This window comes from Acidovorax sp. GW101-11A03 (assembly GCF_059424825.1).
On record NZ_JBWKZU010000001.1, the window covers coordinates 231,965 to 249,013 of the forward strand.

At 68.5% G+C, this 17,049-nt stretch carries 18 protein-coding genes; 9 read left to right on the forward strand and 9 right to left on the reverse strand.

Features of this window, described 5'->3' with window-relative positions; genetic code table 11:
- Positions 1-410 precede the first annotated feature (410 nt).
- Together AC07Z7_RS01060 and AC07Z7_RS01065 are read right to left on the reverse strand one after the other, a co-directional pair.
- A complete protein-coding gene (locus AC07Z7_RS01060; protein WP_494765036.1) occupies positions 411-1,373 on the reverse strand; it encodes an alpha/beta fold hydrolase in 963 nt (320 codons plus the stop codon).
- 238 nt (positions 1,374-1,611) lie between these two features.
- Positions 1,612-2,223 carry a TetR/AcrR family transcriptional regulator gene (locus tag AC07Z7_RS01065; RefSeq protein WP_094290006.1) on the reverse strand — a complete coding sequence of 204 codons (612 nt, stop codon included), beginning with the start codon at positions 2,221-2,223 and terminating at the stop codon, positions 1,612-1,614.
- A 106-nt stretch (positions 2,224-2,329) separates the two neighbouring features.
- Here AC07Z7_RS01065 and AC07Z7_RS01070 point away from each other — a divergent pair, with 106 nt between their 5' ends.
- On the forward strand, positions 2,330-4,405 hold the full coding sequence (locus AC07Z7_RS01070; protein ID WP_494765037.1) for an acetoacetate--CoA ligase: 2,076 nt from the start codon (positions 2,330-2,332) through the stop codon (positions 4,403-4,405).
- 286 nt (positions 4,406-4,691) lie between these two features.
- On the opposite strand, the gene AC07Z7_RS01075 is transcribed toward AC07Z7_RS01070, so the two are convergent.
- Positions 4,692-5,687, reverse strand: coding sequence for a Bug family tripartite tricarboxylate transporter substrate binding protein (locus AC07Z7_RS01075; protein WP_094290007.1), 996 nt, complete (start codon positions 5,685-5,687; stop codon positions 4,692-4,694).
- A 90-nt stretch (positions 5,688-5,777) separates the two neighbouring features.
- Positions 5,778-7,745 carry an acyl-CoA synthetase gene (locus AC07Z7_RS01080; protein WP_494765038.1) on the reverse strand — a complete coding sequence of 656 codons (1,968 nt, stop codon included), beginning with the start codon at positions 7,743-7,745 and terminating at the stop codon, positions 5,778-5,780.
- Positions 7,746-7,861: 116 nt separating this feature from the next.
- On the opposite strand from AC07Z7_RS01080, the gene AC07Z7_RS01085 reads away from it, so the two are divergent.
- Together AC07Z7_RS01085 and pssA are read left to right on the forward strand one after the other, a co-directional pair.
- Positions 7,862-8,824: a LysR family transcriptional regulator gene (locus tag AC07Z7_RS01085; protein WP_494765069.1), complete on the forward strand. Its 963-nt coding sequence runs from the start codon at positions 7,862-7,864 to the stop codon at positions 8,822-8,824.
- Positions 8,821-9,447 (forward strand): CDP-diacylglycerol--serine O-phosphatidyltransferase, encoded by a 627-nt coding sequence (gene pssA / locus AC07Z7_RS01090; RefSeq protein ID WP_252660620.1) that lies wholly within the window; start codon positions 8,821-8,823, stop codon positions 9,445-9,447. Before AC07Z7_RS01085 ends, pssA begins: the two co-directional genes overlap by 4 nt.
- Positions 9,448-9,513: 66 nt before the next feature.
- On the opposite strand, the gene AC07Z7_RS01095 is transcribed toward pssA, so the two are convergent.
- The gene (locus AC07Z7_RS01095; protein ID WP_494765039.1) at positions 9,514-10,437 is read right to left on the reverse strand and encodes a DMT family transporter; all 924 of its coding nucleotides are present in this window, start codon (positions 10,435-10,437) and stop codon (positions 9,514-9,516) included.
- Between the two features lie 170 nt (positions 10,438-10,607).
- Here AC07Z7_RS01095 and minC point away from each other — a divergent pair, with 170 nt between their 5' ends.
- Genes minC through AC07Z7_RS01115 form a run of 4 tightly spaced genes read left to right on the forward strand, consistent with a single transcriptional unit; the run spans position 10,608 to position 12,929 of the window.
- Entirely contained in the window at positions 10,608-11,366 is a 759-nt protein-coding gene (gene minC / locus AC07Z7_RS01100) for a septum site-determining protein MinC (RefSeq protein ID WP_494765040.1), read from the forward strand.
- Positions 11,367-11,410: 44 nt separating this feature from the next.
- Positions 11,411-12,229 (forward strand): septum site-determining protein MinD, encoded by an 819-nt coding sequence (gene minD, locus AC07Z7_RS01105; protein ID WP_063462148.1) that lies wholly within the window; start codon positions 11,411-11,413, stop codon positions 12,227-12,229.
- Positions 12,230-12,232: 3 nt separating this feature from the next.
- Entirely contained in the window at positions 12,233-12,499 is a 267-nt protein-coding gene (minE, locus tag AC07Z7_RS01110; RefSeq protein WP_015011987.1) for a cell division topological specificity factor MinE, read from the forward strand.
- A 37-nt stretch (positions 12,500-12,536) separates the two neighbouring features.
- Complete coding sequence (locus AC07Z7_RS01115; RefSeq protein ID WP_094290012.1) at positions 12,537-12,929, forward strand: VOC family protein; 393 nt, start codon at positions 12,537-12,539, stop codon at positions 12,927-12,929.
- Positions 12,930-12,948: 19 nt separating this feature from the next.
- Here the strand turns inward: AC07Z7_RS01115 and AC07Z7_RS01120 are convergent, their stop codons facing one another.
- Positions 12,949-13,539, reverse strand: a complete 591-nt coding sequence (locus tag AC07Z7_RS01120) for an MOSC domain-containing protein (protein WP_494765041.1) — start codon at positions 13,537-13,539, stop codon at positions 12,949-12,951.
- On the reverse strand, positions 13,536-14,057 hold the full coding sequence (locus tag AC07Z7_RS01125; RefSeq protein WP_291469499.1) for a flavin reductase family protein: 522 nt from the start codon (positions 14,055-14,057) through the stop codon (positions 13,536-13,538). The genes AC07Z7_RS01120 and AC07Z7_RS01125 overlap by 4 nt, the downstream gene beginning before the upstream one ends.
- Before the next feature lie 104 nt (positions 14,058-14,161).
- Between AC07Z7_RS01125 and AC07Z7_RS01130 the strand changes: the two genes are divergently transcribed.
- Together AC07Z7_RS01130 and AC07Z7_RS01135 are read left to right on the forward strand one after the other, a co-directional pair.
- Positions 14,162-14,950, forward strand: a complete 789-nt coding sequence (locus AC07Z7_RS01130) for an alpha/beta fold hydrolase (RefSeq protein WP_094290014.1) — start codon at positions 14,162-14,164, stop codon at positions 14,948-14,950.
- Positions 14,951-14,998: 48 nt separating this feature from the next.
- Complete coding sequence (locus AC07Z7_RS01135; RefSeq protein WP_494765042.1) at positions 14,999-15,784, forward strand: YdcF family protein; 786 nt, start codon at positions 14,999-15,001, stop codon at positions 15,782-15,784.
- Positions 15,785-15,789: 5 nt separating this feature from the next.
- Here AC07Z7_RS01135 and AC07Z7_RS01140 read toward each other — a convergent pair whose 3' ends face one another.
- Both AC07Z7_RS01140 and AC07Z7_RS01145 read right to left on the reverse strand, forming a co-directional pair.
- Positions 15,790-16,365 (reverse strand): NAD(P)H-dependent oxidoreductase, encoded by a 576-nt coding sequence (locus AC07Z7_RS01140; protein WP_494765043.1) that lies wholly within the window; start codon positions 16,363-16,365, stop codon positions 15,790-15,792.
- Positions 16,362-17,012: a TetR/AcrR family transcriptional regulator gene (locus AC07Z7_RS01145; RefSeq protein WP_494765044.1), complete on the reverse strand. Its 651-nt coding sequence runs from the start codon at positions 17,010-17,012 to the stop codon at positions 16,362-16,364. The genes AC07Z7_RS01140 and AC07Z7_RS01145 overlap by 4 nt, the downstream gene beginning before the upstream one ends.
- Between the last annotated feature and the right edge of the window lie 37 nt (positions 17,013-17,049).

The following is a 17,049-nucleotide window of genomic DNA, read 5'->3' on the forward strand; positions in this document are numbered from 1 at the left end:
CTGGCGTGCGGCGAGCGGTGTGCGAGACACGCCATGCCGCATTGGCGCTCCAGCAGCGTGCCACCGGGCACGCCCGGCGGTCAATGCGCCTGTGGCACCTGTGCGCCGTGCGCGAATGAAGCACAGGTACGCAGGTGCCGACCGCAGCGGTGGCTGCACATCTCGGAAGGAAAGACGGGCCGGCCTGGCGGATGGCAGGCCCACCGCAGGGGTGGCTTGTCACAACGCCGCATCGCAAGGATGAAGAGAAGGCCGGGCCCGGAGCCGATGCGCGCGTGGGAGCCAGCGGCGCGGCAAGGCAGGGCGTTTGCGCGGCACCGTCCGTGGACGGCGCCAGAGGGTTGGCGCAAACGGGGAAAAAGGGCGCCAGTGTAGGCAATGGCTGCGCTACGGCAGCGGCAATACCGCAGTCAAGCCAGGGGTTGTGGGCGGTGTGATGGTGCAGGGCCTGCGTTGGCGGGCGCCTGTGCATGTGCTGGCAGGGCCACAAAGTCCGCCACGGCCTGCAGCACCTCGGCCTGCTGCAGGATCTTGCGGTGGCCCAGCCCCTCGGTGGCCAGCAGCGTGGCGCCGGGGATGTGGTCGCGGTAGGCCTCGCCGTCGGCAAAGCGGTTGATGCGGTCGCCCCGGTCGTGCACCACCAGCGTGGGCAGGGCGATGCGTGGGCCCACGGCCGGGGGCTCGAACTGGCGCATCAGGATGCCTTCGCGCGCCTCGATGCGCCGCTGCATGGCCGCGCGGGTGCGCTCGGTCAGGCCAAACACCTGCGCGAACAGGCGCGTGTACTCGTGCGGCGAGGCGGGCGGCGCCAGCAGCACCAGCCGCCCGGTGGCCAGGCCCCGGCTGGCCGCGTGCGCTGTTGCATTGGCTGCGAGCGAATGGGCCACCACGGCGTGGGGCGCCGAGTCCTGCGCGTGCAGGCGGGCGGTGGTGTATTCGATGGCGCGGGCGAACTGCGGCAGGTTGCTCACGCGGCCCCGGCTGCCGCCGTGGGCGGGCAGATCCACCAGCACCGGGCGCAGGCCGCGCGCGGTCAGGGCATCGGCCAGCGGCAGCATCTGGCGCGCATGGCCGCCCCAGCCGTGCAGCAGCAGCACCGTGGGGCCATGTGGCTGGGCCTGGGGCAGGTAGAGCGTGATTTCGGCGTCTTCAAACGCCAGGCGCTCGGTGCGCCAGTGGCCGGGCGGCACGGCAGGGCGGCCGGGTTTGCGCAAAGGAAGGGGCGTGCCAAAGAGGCGCGAGGCCACGCGCACGGCCAGCGCGGGCCACAGGCGCTCGGTGGTGCCCAGCGCCAGGCGCAGCAGGCGCATGCCGGGGTGTTCACCGTAGAAGCTGGACGTGGCCTGCAGCGCGGTGGAGGGGGAGGTGTTCATGGTGGGGCTCCTGAAGGAATGGAGTGGGGCGAGCGCGGCGCCCGCTTCAGAAAAAGACCCAGTCCCGGTTGCTGCGCGGGAGGCTGGTGAGGGTGCTGCGCAGCGCCCGGATGGCGCCCGCTGCGGCCGCAATGGCGGCAATGCCCAGGATGATCAACATGGTTTTTCCTTTCTTCGCACGGTTGTGCGAAATTGGGGCATAAAAAAACAAGAGGTCTCCATGGCACACCACCGCGTCTCAGGCGGGGGAGGGGAGGTAACTCTTGACGAGGCGCGCCCAGGACGCCTCGGTGCGCTGCGCCGCCTGCGGATCGCGCAGGAAGCGAACGTCGTGCAACAGGCCCATGATCAGGGAATACATCTCGGCCACCAGCTGGTCGGGCGGCGTGTCGGGGGGCAGGTGCCCGGCCTCGATGGCCTGCAGCACCGTGCGGCGCAAGGCGGCGCGCCAGCGGGTGATTTCGGAATGCAGCAGGTCGCGCAGCTCGCCCTCGCGGTCGTCCAGCTCGAACGCGCCAGCGGTATAGATGCAGCCGGTGAAGGCCTCCACGTCGCGTGTGCGGGCAATCCAGCGGCGCATGATCTCCTGCAGGCGCGGCAGGCCCTTGGGGTGCTGCATGGCGGGCACAAACACGTCGGCCAGAAAGCGGCGGCCAAACTCTTCAATCACTGCCTTCTGCAGCGCCTCGCGCGAGCCGGCACGCGAGAACACGCCGCTCTTGGACAGGCCCACGCGGTCGGCCACGGCCTGCAGCGTGATCGACTCCAGCCCCTCGGCCGCAGCCAGGTCCAGCGCCGCGCCGACGATGGCGGCGCGGGTGAGTTCGGCTTTCTGGGTTTTGGCGTCCATGGGTGTAATTTAGCACGATTGTGCGAAACAAGGCAATCCCCGCGCTGTCAACCGGGCGACGGGTGTGGCTGGCCTCTGCCGGGCGCCGCTGGTACGCTGCGTCGCCATGGAGACAATACACACGACCCCGCCCTACATCCCCCAGATCCGCCTGTACCAGAACTGGCTGCGCGACCAGCACGGCCTGCAGTTCGACAGCTACGACGCGCTGTGGCGCTGGTCTACCACCGAGCTGGATGCGTTCTGGCAAAGCGTGTGGGACTACTTCCGGATCGAGTCGCCCACGCCCCACACCGCCGTTCTGGGCAAGAACACCATGCCCGGTGCACAGTGGTTCCCGGGTGCCCAGGTCAACTACGCGCGCCAGGCGCTGCGGCATGTGGATGCGGCGCACGCTGCGGGCCTGCCGGCCATCATCAGCCGCAATGAAAAGGGCAACCACCGCGAGCTGACCTGGCCCGCGCTGCGCCGCCAGGTCGCGTCCCTGGCGCTGCACCTCAAGGCGCAGGGGGTTGAGCCCGGCGACCGTGTGGCCGCCTACCTGCCCAACGTGCCCGAGGCCATGATCGCCTTCCTGGCCACGGTGAGCATCGGCGGTGTGTGGAGCATCTGCGCGCCCGACATGGGCACGCATGCGGTGCTCGACCGCTTCCGCCAGATCGAACCCAAGGTGCTGATTGGCGTGGACGGCGTGAGCTACGGGGGGCGCGACCACGACCGAACCGCTGTGCTGGCCGAGCTGCGAGCGGCATTGCCCAGCGTGCAGCACGCGGTGCTGCTGGGCAATCTGGATGCTTCTGTTTCGATAGCTGGTTGGGCAAGCTGGACGCGCGCAACGGCCCGAAATGACGCTGAAACTGCGGCCTTCGAGCCGATGTGGCTGCCGTTTGACCACCCGCTGTGGATCGTCTATTCCAGCGGCACCACCGGCCTGCCCAAACCCATCGTGCATGGCCACGGCGGCACGGTGCTGGTGGCGTTGCAGCTCAAGGTGCTGCACAACGACATCGGCTGCAGCTACGAGCCCAACAGCTTTGGCGAGCGCTACCACTGGTACAGCTCCACCGGTTGGGTGATGTGGAACGCGCAGCTCAGCGGCCTGCTGTCGGGCACCACCTGCGTGATCTACGACGGCAACCCCGGCGGGAGCAAGGAGCACCCGGACTGGGGCGTGCTGTGGCGCTTTGCGGCCGAGACGGGGGTGACCTTCTTCGGCGCGGGCGCGGCGTTTTTTGCCAACTGCATGAAGGCGGGCATCACGCTGGCCGACTATGGCGACCTGACGCGCATCCGCGCGCTGGGCACCACCGGCTCGCCGCTGTCGCCCGAGGTGCAGGAATGGGGCACGGCGCAGTTCGAGGCGCTGGGCACGCACGACATCTGGTGGAACAACATCTCGGGCGGCACCGACTTCTGCGGCGCCTTCATCGGCGGCAACCGAGAGATGCCGCAGGTGCCCGGCGAGATGCAATGCCGCATGCTGGGCGCTGCAGTGGAGTCGTGGGATGCGGAAGGCCGCCCCGTGCAGGACGCGGTGGGTGAGCTGGTCTGCGCGCAGCCGATTCCGTCGATGCCGCTCTACCTGTGGGGCGACAAGGATGGCAGCCGCTACCTGTCGAGCTACTTCGACATGTACCCCGCAGGTCACGGCCGCCAGCCCGGCGGTGGCGACGGCCCCGCCAGCATGGGCGCGGTCTGGCGCCATGGCGACTGGCTCAAGATCGGCGCCAATGGCGGCTGCGTCATCTACGGCCGCAGCGACGCGACTATCAACCGCCATGGCCTGCGCATGGGCACCAGCGAGATCTACAGCGCGGTGGAGGCGCTGCCCGAAGTGCTCGACAGCCTCGTGGTGGACCTGGAGTACCTGGGCCGCGAGAGCTACATGCCGCTGTTTGTGGTGCTGCGCCCGGGCTACGCGCTGGACGATGCCCTGCGCGTGCGCATCAACGGTGCCGTGCGCACCGCTTTAAGCCCGCGTTTTGTGCCCGACGACATCTTTGCCGTGGCCGAGGTGCCGCGCACCTTGAGCGGCAAGAAGCAGGAGCTGCCCATCAAGAAGCTGCTGCTGGGCCAGCCGATCGAGAAGGTGGTCAACAAGGACGCGATGGCGAATCCGGGGTGCCTGGACTGGTATGTGGCGTTTGCGGCCGAGCGGGCTGAAAAGCTACAAAATGCATAGCTATCAAGGCATGCTGGACGTGCGGTAGCGGCCATTTCTGCTTGAATTTTTGCATGGCCACACTGCTGGTACAGGCCCAAACCACTTGAGCACCAGCGGCGCTGCGGTGTGACTCCCTCTCCCCCCGTGGGAGAGGGTGGGGGAGAGGGGGCCTGTGCCAAGGCGCCGTGCCTCACCACCCCCTCTCCCCGGCCTTCTCCCGCGAGGGGAGAGGGAGTATTCAGGAGCGCCATGACCGAGCGGGGCGGTAGACGGCTGCCCCGCCCCTCGGTCTGTCAACCGTCCGTCAATCCAGCTTCGCCCCCGACGCCTTGATCAAGCGCTCCCACACCGGCCGCTCCTTGGCAATCGCTGCGGCAAACAGCGCGGGCGAGCTGCTCTGCACATCAAAGCCCATGGCCGCAATGCGCTGCGCCACGTCGGGCAGCTGCGTGGCCTTGCGCACCTCGTCCGCAATGCGTTCCAGGATGGCGGGTGGCGTGCCAGCGGGCGCGCCAAACGCCAGCCAGCCCGCCACGCGGTAGGCCTCGTCGTTCAGGCCCTGTTCGGCGAGGCTGGGCACGTTGGGCAGCGTGCCCATGCGGCGCTCGCCGCTCACGCCAATGGCCTTGAGCTTGCCCGCCTCGATGTGGGGCTTGGCCTGCAGCGCGCTGGCAAACGCGATCTGGATCTGGCCGCCCAGCAGGTCCTGCACCATGGGCGCCTCACCCCGGTAGGCCACGTGGCTCATGTCGGCGTTCTGCGTGAGGCTCATGTACGCCCCGGCCAGGTGCGGATAGGCGCCCGTGCCGTACGAGCCATAGGCCACCTTGCCCTTGTTCGCGGCCACGTACTTCAGCAGCTCGGGGCCGGTGGATACGGGCACGCTGGGGTGGGCCACCAGCACCAGCGGCGCAATCGCGATCTGGTAGATGGGCGCAATGTCCTTCTCGGGACTGTAGGGCAGCTTGGTGTACAGGAACTGGTTGGTGAGCATGGAGTTGCTCAGGCCCAGCAGCAGGGTGTAGCCGTCGGGCGCGGCCTTGGCCACCGCGTCGGTGCCGATGATGCCGGCCGCGCCGGGCTTGTTGTCGATGACCATGGGCTGGCCCAGGCCCACGGCCATCTTTTCGGCCAGCACGCGCGCCAGCACGTCGGTGGCGCCACCAGCGGCAAAGGGCACCACGATCTTGATGGGCTTGTTGGGGTAGGCCTGCGCAAAGGCCGACGTGCCGGTGAAGGCAGCGGCCAGTGCAGCGGCGCCGAGCCAGGTGCGGCGGGACATCAGGGGGTGGAAGGGCATCGGTTTGTCTCCTGTCATGGTTATAGAAACGTACTCAGCGGGCTCCGCATGCATGGTGGCGGGCCGGTGCCTGGCTGTCACGCCATGGGCTTATGCGGTCTGGGGGCTCCCTGCGGCGGGGGCGGTGGTGATGCGCACGGTCAGGGGCAGGGGCGCAAGCACCTCGCGCAGGCGGGCGGCCAGGGCGTCTGCCTGCACACCGGGGGGAACGGTCACGCGCACCGCGTTGTCGCCTTCGGTCTGCACCTCGGGGCGGGGCTGGCCTGGGGCTTCGGCGGCACACACGCCATCCACCAGCGCCTGCACCGTATGGCAGGCGGCGCGCTGGCGCAGTTCGGGCTTGTAGATCTTGCCCACGTTGGTCACGGGCATGGTCTCCAGCACCTGCACCCAGCGCGGGCGGGCCACGGCCTCGTCCACACGTTCGGCGGTGAAGGTCAGCAGTTCGGCCTCGGTCACGGCCTGTGCACCGGGCACCAGCGTGGCGTAGACCACGGGCAGCTCGCCCGCATAGGCGTCGGGCGCACCCACGGCGGCAGCAAGCTGCACGGCGGGGTGGGCGCCCAGCGCGTCCTCGATCACCTTGGGGTCGATGTTGTGGCCGCTGCGGATGATGAGGTCTTTGGAGCGGCCGCTCAGGTGCAGGCGGCCCTGCTCGTCCACAAAGCCCAGGTCGCCCGTGGCCAGCCAGCCGTCGGGCGTGAACGCCTTGGCCGTGTCAGCCGCGTCCAGAAAACCCGAGAACAGGTTGGGCGACTGGAACAGCACCATGCCCGGCTGGCCGGGTGGCAGGTCCTGGTCGGACGCATTGCCGTGTGCATCCAGCGCCACCACGCGCAGCTGGGTGTACGGCAGCCGCCAGCCCACGCAGCCTGCGGGCGCGTTGACGCCGGGCGGGGTGATGGTGGAGATGCCCGCCATCTCCGTCATGCCCAGGCTTTCGTGGATGTGCAGGCCAAACAGCCGCTCAAACCGCGCCGCCAGCTCGGGCGCCAGGATGGCTGCGCCCGTGCGGCAGTAGCGCAGCGTGGAAATGTCGGCGCCGTTCAGCGGCACATTGGCCAGCGCCGCCAGCACCGTGGGCACGGCAGACAGGTAGGTGCAGCGGTAGCGCTCCACCAGCCGCCAGTAGTTGGCAATCACCTCGCGGTTGCGGAACAGGCCGGTGGTGGGGATGATGGTCTCCACCCCCGCCGACAGTGCCGCCAGCGAGCCCGGCAACACGCCCGCCACATGGAACAGCGGGTAGCCGTTGATGCCCACGTCCTGCGGCGTGATGCCCTGCATCTGCACGCTGCCCCAGGCCGTGAACACCTGCGCGCCGTGGCTGTGGCGCGCGAGCTTGGGCGCGCCGGTGGTACCACCGGTGTGGAAGTACGCGGCGATGTCTGTGGCCGCGATGCGGCGGCCGCTCACCAGGTGGTCGCCAGGGTGCTGGTGGCGTTCGGCCAGGTCCACCACACCGGCAGGCAGCGGGCCTGCCGCGCCGGGGGCTTCCGTGTGGGGGGCCACACGCAGCACGGTGGTGAGTGTGGGCACCAGGGCGCGCAGGCGCAGCGCCTTGCTCCAGTAGCCCACATCACCTTCGGCGCCATAGGCAATCAGCACCCTGGCACCCGCCAGGGTCATCATGGCCGCGATTTTCTCGTCGGTGAGCATGGGGTTGAGCGGCTGCACGATGCCCGCCGCCTCGCCGCCCCACAGGGCCAGGTGGTATTCCAGGCAGCCGGGCAGCAGCACGGCCACGGCATCCTGCGGCCCCACGCCCAGGTGGTGCAGCAGGTTGGCCGTTTGGTGGATGCCGGTGAGCAGCTGCGCATACGACCAGCGGATGGGTTCGGCGGCAGGGTCGGCCGTGGGCAGAAAGGTGAGTGCCGTCTTGTCGCCAAACGCCGCCGCCGCGTTCACAAAAATCTCGTAGGTGCTCTGCACCGGCAGTGCCTCGGCCAAGGGCCGGGCTTCGAGCCGCTGCACGTCCTGCAGGCTGCGGATGGGGGCGGACCGGGTGAACGGGGGGTGGAGAGGCGGGAGCAGTTGCTGAGCAGGGGTCGTGGCCATGGACGCATCAGGGGGAGCAGAACAGCCATTGTTGTGGCGACAGGATTTCTTGACAATCCCATGAAGCATTGACACTCTGTATGAAAAATTTTGACAAACCACTGGCTGCCGACCGCCTGGACCTCTCGGCCCTGACCCTGCTGGTGGAGATCCTGGACGCAGGCAACCTCAGCCTGGCGGCACGCAAGCTCAAGATGAGCCGCGCCAACGTGAGCTATCACCTCGCCCAGCTCGAAAAGTCGGTGGGCGTGCAGCTGGTGCGCCGCACCACGCGGCGTGTGGAGCCCACCGAGGTGGGGCTGCGCCTGTACGACCATGGCCGCAGCATCGTCAACGAGATCCTGGCCGCACAAGAGACCATTGCCACCCTGGGCAAGAGCCTGCAGGGCCGCGTGGGGCTGAGCATGCCCGTGGGCTATGGCCAGGTGGTCATGGCCGGGTGGCTGATCGAGTTCAAGCGCCTGTACCCCGGCATCCTGCTGGAGGTGATGTTTGAGAACCGCGTGAGCGACCTGGTGCGCGAGGACGTGGACATCGCCATCCGCATCATGACCGAGCCCCCGCCCACGCTGGTGGCCCGCCCGCTGGGGGCCGTGCGCTATGTGGTCTGCGCCTCCAACGGCTATGCCCAGGCCCAGGGCCTGCCCCGGCAGCTCAGCGACCTGGGGGCGGTGCCCCTCATCTCCGCAGGGTTCATCGGCCGCGAGCTGCGCGTGGCCGCCTACCGCAACGGCCAGCGCGAAGAGGTGCTGCCCCGGCCCACGCTGCTGTCCGAGAACATGCTGTTCCTGCGCGACGCCGTGCTGGCGGGCCTGGGCGTGGGCCTGATGCCCGACTACGTGGTGCAGGACCTGGTGGACCGGGGCCAGTTGGTGACCGCGCTCGACGACTACCGCCTGAGCGTTTTCGGTACGCAGATGTTCTTGCTCTACATGCCCAACCGCTACCAGACCAGCTCGGTGCGCACGCTGATCGATTTCATCCTGGCCAAGGTGGGCGAGGGCCGCACGGCCCACCCCGGCGGCGCGCCCATAATGCCGCTGATGTCCACTGCGCGCACCCCAGCGCCCCTTTCATGAACACACCCAACCCCCCCAAACGTTTTTCGATGATCCGTGAATTCCACCTGGCGGACTGGTTCACGCTGGGCAACGCGTTTTGCGGCGTGGGGGCCCTGTTCTCGGTGATGTCGTACCTGGAGACCGGCGGCATCGTGCACATCTACTTCGCTTGCGCCCTGGTGCTGGCCGCGCTGGTGTTCGACGTGCTCGACGGCCGCATCGCCCGCTGGCGCCAGAAAAGCTCGGCCATGGGCCGCGAGCTGGACTCGTTGGCCGATGTGATCTCGTTCGGCGTCGCCCCGGCCATCATCGCCTACGGCTGCGGCATGCAGGGGCTGTACGACCGCATCGTGCTGGCCTACTTCGTGGCCTGCGGCGTCTCGCGCCTGGCGCGCTACAACGTCACCGCCGAAACGCTGTCCGAAGGCACGGGCAAGGTGAAGTATTTCGAGGGCACGCCCATCCCCACCTCCATCGTGCTGGTGGGCCTGATGGCGCTGGCGGGTGCGATGGGCGCGGTGCGCGAGCACCTGTGGTTTGGCAAGGTGCTGATCGGCGGCTTCACGCTGCATCCGCTGGTGCTGGTGTTTGCGGTGTCGGGGTCGCTCATGATCAGCCGGATTCGTATTCCGAAACTCTGATTGCTATAAAATTAGTAGCTAAAAATTTAATGCAGTTGCGCGCAGGCGGCCTTTTTTCTTCATATTTCAAGGTGCAGCCGCCCGCCGATTCACCAGCACGATGCCCGCCGCCACCAGCACCAGGGCCACCACCAACCCGGGCGTCACAGGCTCGCCCAGCCACCAGGCGCCAAACAGCAGCGCGAACACGGGCGTAAGGAACACAAACACCGAGATCTTGGTGGCCGGGTAGTGCGCCAGCATCCACATCCAGGCCAGGTAGCTCACAAACGCCCCCACCAGTGCCTGCGCCAGCAGCGAGCCCCAGGCAAACGCGCTGAACTGCCAGACCCAGGCCTCGCCCAGGCCCAGCGACAGCACGGGTAGCACCGCTGTGCTCACCGCCACTTGATAGAAAAGTTGCTTGGCTGGGGCCACACGCGCGAGCGGCGTGGTGCGGATGACCACCGTGGTCAGCGCCCACATCAGCCCGGCTGCCAGCCCGAGCAGATCGCCCAGCCAGGCCTGGGGCAGGGCGGCATTGGCAGGGCCCAGCAACCCGTCCCCCAGCGCCAGCCCCACGCCCACAAAAGCAGCAGCCAGGCCCAGCCATTGCCTGCCCTGCAGGCGCTCGCCGGGGATGAAACGCGGCAGCAGCAGCGCCACCCAGAAGGGCGAGGCATACAAGAACACCGTGAGCCGCGACGCACTGGTGTACTGCAAGCCCAGGTAGATGCACGCGAACTCGCCTGCAAACAGCGCCCCCGCCAGCAGCCCGGCGCGTGCGGCCCCGGCGGGCTCTGCCGCGGCCGACAGCCGCACACCCCGCCACAGGCACCAGGCGGCCACGGCCACCGTGGCCAGCGCAAAGCGCACAAAGGCCTGGAACACCGGAGCCACCTCGGCCACCGTGGCCTTGACCAGCACCTGCTGGAAGCCCCAGAACATGCAGCAGGCGAGCAGCAGGGAGATGGCGAGGGCGTCGAGGTGGGTTTTGCGGGCGGAAGGCATCGGGGGATTATCAAAGGGGTGCTGCGCCCGAGTGGTCGCCTGTGTGGCGCGGCCGGTTGCAACCCTGCTTTTGCGCACCCATAGCGCCGGAACAGGCACTTACACGGGCCCACGGTACACTTTGCGCCTTCTGAAACAGCTTCCCGCGCCCCTTTCCACGCCCTTCATTCATGGCCCTTACGACGGCGGCCCAGGCCCGCACCAGCTTTGACCTCAAGAGCGCCTCGCTGCCCGTGGTGGCCGTGTTGCTCAAGACCACCGACGCCGCGCAGTTTGCGGCCGATCTGGCCGAGCGCGTGGCCGATGCCCCGGGCTTTTTCGACAACGACCCGGTACTGATTGACCTGGCACCTGTGCGCGAGGCCGAAGCGCCGATCGACTTTGTCGCCATCGTGGCCGAGCTGCGCCGTCACAGCACCCTGCCCGTGGCCGTGCGTGGCGGCAGCCCCGCCCAGATGGAGGCGGCACGCACTGCAGGCCTGGCCGCAGCGCCCGACGCGCCCCCCGCCCGTGCCGAGGCGCCAGCGCCGGTACAGGAAGTGGTGCGTGAGGTGATCCGCGAGGTCGAGGTGGTACGCGAAGTGCCCATGCCCGGCCCCGGCACGGTGGTGGTGGACAAGCCCTTGCGTTCTGGCCAGCAGGTGTATGCGCGCGGCGCCGATCTGGTGGTGATGGCCGTGGTGAGTTTTGGCGCCGAGGTGATTGCCGACGGCAACATCCACGTCTATGCCCCGCTGCGTGGCCGCGCGATTGCCGGTGCGCGGGGCAACACCGAAGCCCGTATCTTTTCGACCTGCCTGGAGCCGCAACTGGTTTCCATCGCAGGTATCTACCGCACCACCGAGACCGAGCTGCCCGCCGAGGTGCGCGGAAAGCCGGCCCAGGTGCGCCTGGAAGGCGAGAAGCTCCTGATCGAGCCGCTCGCCTGAGCCCCCATTTCATTCGTACCAACCCCACAGAGAATCAGCAACACATGGCCAAAATCGTCGTCGTGACCTCCGGCAAGGGTGGCGTGGGCAAGACCACCACCAGCGCCAGCTTCGCCTCCGGCCTCGCCCTGCGCGGCCACAAGACTGCCGTGATCGACTTTGACGTCGGCCTGCGCAACCTGGACCTCATCATGGGCTGCGAACGCCGCGTGGTGTATGACCTGATCAATGTGATCCAGGGCGAGGCCAACCTGAACCAGGCCCTCATCAAGGACAAGCAGTGCGACAACCTGTTCGTGCTGGCCGCCAGCCAGACGCGCGACAAGGATGCGCTGACGCAAGACGGCGTGGAGAAGATCCTCAAGGACCTGGCCGAGATGGGTTTTGAGTACATCGTGTGCGACTCGCCCGCCGGCATCGAGAGCGGCGCGCTCATGGCCATGCACTTTGCCGACGAGGCGCTGCTGGTGACCAACCCCGAGGTGTCCAGCGTGCGCGACTCCGACCGCATCCTGGGCATGCTGGGCAGCAAGACCAAACGCGCCATCGAAGGCGGCGAGCCCATCAAGGAACACCTGCTCATCACACGCTACAACCCCAGCCGCGTGGAAGACGGCCAGATGCTGAGCCTGGAGGACATCCAGGACATCCTGCGCATCAAGCTGATCGGCGTGATCCCGGAATCGGAAGTGGTGCTGCAGTCGTCCAACCAGGGCACGCCCGCGATCCATTCGCAAGGCAGCGATGTGAGCGAGGCCTACAAGGATGTGATCGACCGCTTTCTGGGCGCCACCGACAAGCCTCTGCGCTTTATCGAGGCGGAAAAGCCCGGTTTCTTCAAACGCCTGTTCGGGAGCAAATAAGCCATGGCTTCTTTCCTCTCCTTCCTGCTCGGCGAAAAGAAAAAGACGGCCAGTGTGGCCAAGGAGCGCCTGCAGATCATCCTGGCGCACGAGCGCAACGGCCGCAATGCCTCCGAGCCCGACTACCTGCCCGCGCTGCAGCGCGAACTGGTGGCTGTGATCTCGAAGTACGTGAAGATCAACCCCGACGACCTCAAGGTGCACCTGGAGCGCCAGGACAACCTCGAAGTGCTCGAAGTCAAGATCGAGCTGCCGGACACGGTGCGTTGAAGCGCGGCGTGTCAAGTGCCGTGCGAAAGGCCCTGCCATGCTGTCCCATGTGTTCATCGGCGTGAACGACTTTGACCGGGCGATGGCGTTCTACAGCCCCGTGCTGGAGCGCCTCGGGCTGGTGCTGCGTTTTGCCGAGTCCGATCGCCCCTGGGCCGGATGGCAGACCCCCGGGGTGGCCCGCCCACTGTTCCTTGTCGGCCGGCCCTTTGACGGCCAGCCCGCCGCGCCGGGCAACGGCGCCATGAACGCGCTGCTGGCTGCTGACCGTGCCACGGTGGACGCCGTGCACGCGCTGGCCCTGCAGCATGGCGGCCGCTGCGAAGGCCCGCCCGGCCTGCGGCCCGAGTACCACGCGAACTATTACGGGGCGTACTTTCGCGACCCGGAGGGCAACAAGCTCTGCGTCTGCTGTCACAGCGACGCCTGAGCCTGCGGAACCGCTGTTGTCAGCGCGCGTGTTTGGCGAACTTGCCCGCAAACGCCTGGGCGATGTTCAGCCCGCGCTGCCCGGGCACCACGGTCCCGGTCTGTCCGGCGGCGATGGTGCCGGGCCGCTCCACCGCCAGGTAGTAGCCACAGCAGCCCGCCACCGCCATGGCACGGCCTGCCTGGGCAAAGCCCATGATGGTTGTGAACTTGAAACAGGGCTCGCGTGGGGCCGTCACGCGCAGCACGCAATCGGGGAAATGCCACTCGTCGCCCACAAACACATCGTGCTCCAGCGGGCCGTCGATGGTGAGGTTCTCGCCCACGAAACCCGGCGGCAGTGCCTCGTCAAACAGACTCACCCCACGCTCGCGGCGCTGGGCCTGCCAGAACGCGTAGTGCGCGGCAGGGTAGGCGTACACCGCCTTGGACAGGCCGCCGTGCACGCTCAGGTCGGCCTGCTCGTCCCCTGCCAGGCCCAGCGGGCCCACGGCCACGGGGCCGGTGGCGGGCGCTTTGCCGATGGCGCTGAGGATGGAACGCTCGCCCATCTTCAGGCGCCGGGCTGTGCCGATGTTCACGTGGCGCACCACCACGGGGGCGGTGGTCACAGCGGGTGCTCGGTGTAGAACTTGCCGCCGTGGTACAGCAGCGGCGATGCGCCTGCGCGGTGCTCGCAGCGCTCCACCTCGCCCACGAAGATGGTGTGGTCGCCCTCCTTGTACTGGCTGCGGTTGAAGCACTCGAAGGTGGCGGCGGCACCGGCCAGCAGCGGGGCGCCGCTGATGCCGGGGCGGTGCTCCAGCCCGGCCCAGCGGTCGATGCCGCGTGTGGCAAACCGCTCGGCCAGCGTTCGTTGGTCTGCGGCCAGCACATGGATGGCGTAGTGCGAGCCATCGGCAAAGGCGGGCATGGAGCTGGCGCCGTGCGACAGGCTCCACAGTACCAGCGGGGGCTCCAGCGACACCGAATTGAACGAGCTGGCCGTGAGCCCCACCAGCTCACCCGCCGCGTTGCGGGCGGTGACGATGGTCACGCCCGTGGCAAACATGCCCAGCGCATTGCGGAACTCGCGCGTGGAAAAGCTCGGAGGCAGGGCGAGGGCGGGGCGGGGGGGCGAGGGGTTCACGAAGGGCGGCGCCCGCAGGGGCAGCAATGGGGCAATGGAAGGGAACAACTATTATCAGGCGGCTCCCACCACCGCGCTGTTGCGGGGTTTACTGGTTCCACTGCATGGCCGTCCTTCCTACCTTCACCACCCTGGGCTCGGGCCCCACCGTGCTCATGCTGCACGACGCCGACGGCGACCACCTCACATTCGCCCCCCAGGTCGAGACCCTGGCCACCGCCGGGTACCGTGCCGTGGCCTGGGACATGCCCGGCTATGGCCGCAGCGCCCCCGTGGAGCCCTACACCTTCAAGGCACTGGCGCAGAGCTGCCTGGCCTTGATCGACGCGCTGCAGGGCGGCCCCGTGGCGCTGGTGGGCCATGGCATGGGCGCCATGGTGGCGCTGGAGGCGGCCGTGCGCGACCCGTCCAAGGTGCGCCGCCTGGTGCTGTGTGCGGGCGGGCCCGCGCTGGATGCACAGGCGGTGGAGGACTGGGTGGCGCCCCGCCTGCGTGCCCTGGAGGCGCTGGACGCCGGTGGCAGCATGGAGCAGCTGGCGCAGACATTGGTGCCCCAGTTCATCGGCACCGGCGCGTTGCCCGAAGGCGTGCGGCTGGCCAGCCACGCGCTGGCCCAGGTCTACCCGGGGGCCTACCGGCGCGCGCTGGCGGCCCTGCCCACGTTCGACCGGGGCGCCGCCGCCCTGGCGCAGCTGACCATGCCCGCCCTGCTGGTCGGTGGCGACCTGGACCGCTGCACGCCGCCGGTGGCCCTGGAAGCCCTGGCCCAGGTGCTGCCCGATGCGGCAACGCTGCGGCTGCCCCATGTCGGGCACTGGCCGCAGCTGGAGGACCCCGAGGGGTTTGACGCTGCGCTGCTGGACTTTCTGGCCCGGCGCCGCTGGCTGCACTGACCAGCGGGTGGCTGCCGCCCGGGCAGGGACCGGCCGCTGCGTGCTGGCATGATCGCCGCCTCGGATGTGACCCCTATGCTGTTTGCCCTCAAGAAAATCCTGTCTGCACTGCTGATGCCGCCGGTGTTCAGCATCCTGCTCGCGTTTGTGGGCCTGTGGCTCGCGCGTTACCACCGCCGCACGGGCATGGCCGTGGTGGTGCTGTCGCTGTTGTCTGTGCTGGCGCTGTCGTGGCCGCCCGTGGCCGATGCGCTGGTGCGCAGCCTGGAGCGCCACCCCGCCGTGGCGCCCAAACAGCTGCCTCAGGCGCAGGTCCAGGCCATTGTGGTGCTGGGCGGCGGGGCCGACACCGTGGCCCCTGAGTACGGGGTGGACGTGCTCAGCCGGGGCGCCCGCGAGCGGGTGCGCTACGCCGTCTACCTGCAGCAGCAGACGGGGCTGCCCATCCTGGCCACGGGGGGCTCGACGGGGGGCATGCGCGCCGAGGCGCTGGTGATGAAGGACGTGGTGGAGCGCGAGTTCAAGGGCCGGGTGCGCTGGACCGAGGTGGAATCGCTCGACACCCGCAGCAACGCCGAAAAATCGGCCGTGCAGCTCAAGGCGGCGGGTATCGAGCGCATTGCACTGGTGACCCATGCCTGGCATATGGTGCGCGCAACGCGCGACTTTGAGCGCGCCGGGCTGCAGGTGCTGCCAGCTCCCATGGGCTTCAAGGGCGGTCAGGCGCGCAAGCTGTACCGGCTGCTGCCCCGGGCCTCTGCGCTGGCCGACAGCAGCCTGGCGCTGCATGAATGGCTGGGCATCCTGGCCCAGCACTGGTCGCTCGATCGCTGACGCGATCAGGCTGCGGCAGGCGCCGTCAGAAAGCGGCTGGCCGCCGCCACGGCCTGCGCATCATTCTGCACCGCTCCCGGTGGCCCGCCCTTGCCCCACAGTGCGCCGCCCCAGGTCATCGACAGAAACTGCGCGCACAGCGCCACCGAGTCGATCATGGGCTGGGCCTTGGTGCGGTCGCCGCTGGTGGTGATCAGTGCCAGCGTCTTCGCGCCCATGGGTTCCTTGAAGGCCAGGCCGGGCACGCGCATCCAGGCGCTCCAGTGGTCCAGGTAGGTCTTGAGCGGCGAGGGGATGCTGTACCAGTAGACCGGGGCCACAAAAACGATGTGTGTGGCCGCCAGGGTGGCGCCGAGCAGGGTTTTCATGTCGCCCTCGGGCGGCGCGTAGGTGCCGGAGGTGTGGCGCTGGTCCACAAAAGGCGGCAGGTCCATGCGGGCCAGGTGGTGCCAGGTTTGTGGGGTACTCGCTGGCAGTGCGGCGGCGGCTTGCCGGGCCAGCCATTCGGTGTTGCCGACATGGCCCGGTTCGCGGGTGGAAGTGGTGAGGAACAGGTAGTGAGCAGCGGTGGGTGTGGTCATGGCGCCATCGTAGCGCTGGCCTGCACGGGCTGAAGGTACGCCAGGCACAGCGCGACCAGTGCATCCTCAAACTCTGCGCTGTCCAGCAGCGGCGACTGCTCCAGCGACGCGGCCCGCACCGCCCCCATGAAGGCGCGCGTGAGCACGAACAGCTGCGCGGCCGACGGCGCTTGCAGATGGTGCTCGTCGGCCATGCGCTGCAGGTGCAGGGCGATGCGTTCGCTGCTGCCCCGCACCGACACCAGCATGGTCGCGCGGTAGTCCTGCTTCCACGACAGGCGGGCGAGAGCCCGCAGCTCCTGCGGTCCGCCGCCAAACGCCTGCAGGTAGTGGCGCACATAGCGGCGCACCTGCTGCTCGGGGGGCCAGCCCTCGGTGCGCGCCTGGGCCAGCAGCGCATCCAGCTCCAGCATCACGCGGTCGCAGTGCTGGTCCAGCATGGCCACCAGGATGGCCTCCTTGCTCGGAAAGTACTGGTAGAGCGAGCCCACGGACACACCTGCCAGTTCGGCAATGCGGTTGGTGGTCAGGGCGCCCTCGCCCTGCGTGGCCACGATGCGGGCCACGGCTTCAAAGATGGCATCCACCGTGAACTGAGAGCGTTCCTGCCGGGGGGTGCGTCTGGGGGGTGAAACGGCTTTTGACATGGGCAAATCTGAGCGCAAAGCGAGTAGCCGGCCAAGC